This is a genomic window from Paraburkholderia sp. GV068 (assembly GCF_003058125.1).
Taxonomy (GTDB): domain Bacteria; phylum Pseudomonadota; class Gammaproteobacteria; order Burkholderiales; family Burkholderiaceae; genus Paraburkholderia; species Paraburkholderia graminis.
Genome location: NZ_QBUB01000040.1, coordinates 1 through 2,514, shown reverse-complemented (window position 1 = coordinate 2,514; position 2,514 = coordinate 1). Strand labels below are relative to the sequence as shown.

The window sequence follows — 2,514 nt, the reverse complement described above, 5'->3', positions numbered from 1 at the left end:
TGCGGTCGGCACCGCAATAACACTACAACCCGGTGTATCAAATCTGAAGTGCCGATGCCGACAGAAACTGTATCAATTCCTGAGTGCCGTTGACACTGGATTCCGTAGTCGCCAACATAGTGGGGATTCAAGCTACTCGCAAATCCCTCCACAATCGAATCATCGGGTTTTACCGATAGGAAAGCATCTTTGGCGACTTCCGCTAGACGATCGTCCAACTTCCAAGGAGTCGGTTTTCCACTAGCTGGTTGTGGATCCCAGCCCCATTTCAGTTCTTTTGCAAAGTGGGCGAGGTAATCTTCGAAGCATGCTTGCAGGGCGCGCCTAGCTTCAGGCGTGTAGCCATCGGTGAAGAACAAGGTAGCGCGTAGTACCAATTTGACAACATAACGATAGTCATGCTCAGGGCTATCTGGAGCGACATGATCGCAGTCGTAGGCGTAGTCGGAAAGCTCTTGATGTGTCATAAATCAATAACCTCGGATCAGGGAGCGGCAAGCAGAATCAGTGAGGCTCCGCCAGTTTCGGGAGCGGCGGCAATCGCCACAACTACTAGCGCGCCAACAAGAACAAGTGACCAACCCGATACCTGACTGGCTGGCGTCTCTTGCAAAGTCTCACTGAGCGGGCGCATTCCACCAGGGAAAGTATCAGGTTGAATGGTAACCAGTGCTTGACGTTGTTGCGGCATTCGCCTCGGTACGCGGCTTGTTTCAGGAACTGGCGACGGAGCAAGCTTCTTTCTTCCTTGGCGACAGCGGCAACCGCAGTCCCCATCAGGATGTTCTGGCTGCAATTGACTGAACTCAGCTTTCTGGCCGGCAATTCTTAGGTAGGCTCGTGCTTGCAGCAGGTCTAGATAATCGCCGTCGAATTTGACCTCAACTATACGTTCGATGTTCGGCTGCACTGGAAAGAAGTGTCGGTCTTCGGCCGTACCAGCTTTCAACTCCGCCAAGAGGGTCGGTGGACATTGAAGTACGATTACGTCTGGAATGCGCAGGCGCTTTCCACCGGCCAATTCAAGTTCGTCCCGCGTCAGCAGATTGCCTGCTGCGTCAGCTGCCTCTTCCGCTGCCGCTTGAGGGTCTCGGTTGATCGAATGCAACGCCGAAAGAGGGAACGTGCTCGGTCGAAGCGGTTCTTTGGCTGACATGATCGGCGCGGGGGGATTTTTCGTCATGTCGTAACCGACCTCCCCTTTATATCGCCAATGCTGTGTTGGCTTGGCGTTTTCGTTGTCGGCCCATATCGAGCGTGTCACTGTCCGCTGATACATTGGATAGCTCAAGCGGTTCAAATCTGGCTGTATCAGCGCCCTGCAGCACTTTGCACAGAGATATGCCTTGTCTAGCGGGTTGGCAAGCGGTGTTACCGGTGTGGTGGCTCGAGGGCGAGTTTCGTCGCCGCCGTATTTTGGCTCTTCGGCACGTTTAGGAGCACGCGGTCCCATATTTTCCTCATAAATCCGTTTCAGACGATTCGGTTGACACTGTTGTCGCCGCCGCACACTACGCGTCCAAATGCGTCGCAGTAGTGGAGGTGGTATTTGTCAGTGCTTTCGTCCGTTAGACGCACCTTGAGCTGTTCTGCAGGACTCGTGACTACGAGCCTGGTGATGCCGCTGTCCGATGCCTGTCCGGACACCTGACTTCCGCCAGACGTGGTAATTACGTAATTCGCGCTTGGAAGGGGCGCATTATCTGCGTGATTCACGAGCCTGAAGTCCTGCTCGTAGAGATTCCCGTCAGGCATGACCGGGAACGATGGGTCACGAGATTCCTTGCCTTTCTTCTGCACCGTGATGGTCTTGATGAACAGGTCGAGCGGAGCGCCCAGGGTGATGCTGCCGTCCTTGATCTGGACGAATGCACTACCGCATTCGAGGATGATTTCTTTGGCCGCGGCAAGGTTGATCTTGCCGTTGACGCTGGCAAGGTTGACGTCCTTGTCCGCAATCAGGGACATCGGGCCGCTCTGTGCCTGCACTTCAACCGGGCCTTTGGCCGCAAAAATCTTCACGCCGAGCTTCTGCGCGAACAGTGAGATCTTCTCGCCCGCCGCAACCGTGAAGCGTTTCGTCACGCTCCAGTCGGCGTTCTTGCCGGCAACGGTTGAGATACTTTCCTGCGCTGAAAACTGCACGCCGCCGCCCGCGACAATGCCAGCCGATGCGGGCGTGCTCATCAGCAGTCCCGGCTTCTTCAGGCCGTCGAAAGCCTCCTTCATCTGCTGCTGTGCGCCCGTGTCGGCAGGCTCGGCCTTCGCGCTGCTGGCGGACGCAGCGAGCGCCTTTGCAGTCGCCAGCGCGCTTTCGAGCTGCGCAATGGTTTCCTGCATGTCGAGTTGCTTGCCGCTCGCGCCGGGGCGGTCATAAGTCGTGACCATGATGCCCTTGCCCGCGCGCAGCGCCCCCCAGCCCGATGACCTTAGCTCATAGCCTTCGCCCCGATATTCGAGCTTGCTGTTGACGAGGTAACCAAGATTGAGTTGCGACTTGCCCGAATGCTCGGT

General features: G+C 56.3%; 2 protein-coding genes and 1 pseudogene. All 3 read right to left on the bottom strand.

Annotation, left to right across the window (positions count from 1 at the left end; genetic code table 11):
• Window positions 1–467 (bottom strand): annotated as a pseudogene (locus tag C8K18_RS33150) (hypothetical protein); the annotation flags it as partial.
• A 17-nt stretch (window positions 468–484) separates the two neighbouring features.
• Window positions 485–1,183 carry a hypothetical protein gene (locus C8K18_RS33145; protein WP_132384657.1) on the bottom strand — a complete coding sequence of 233 codons (699 nt, stop codon included), beginning with the start codon at window positions 1,181–1,183 and terminating at the stop codon, window positions 485–487.
• Window positions 1,184–1,473: 290 nt separating this feature from the next.
• The coding region (locus C8K18_RS32975; RefSeq protein ID WP_132384656.1) for a type VI secretion system Vgr family protein at window positions 1,474–2,514 on the bottom strand (1,041 nt) is incomplete at its 5' end.

Bases quoted from the DNA above. Each gene is read 5' to 3' on its own strand.
- C8K18_RS33145 (WP_132384657.1), bottom strand. From the start codon at position 1,183: ATGACGAAAAATCCCCCCGCGCCGATCATGTCAGCCAAAGAACCGCTT.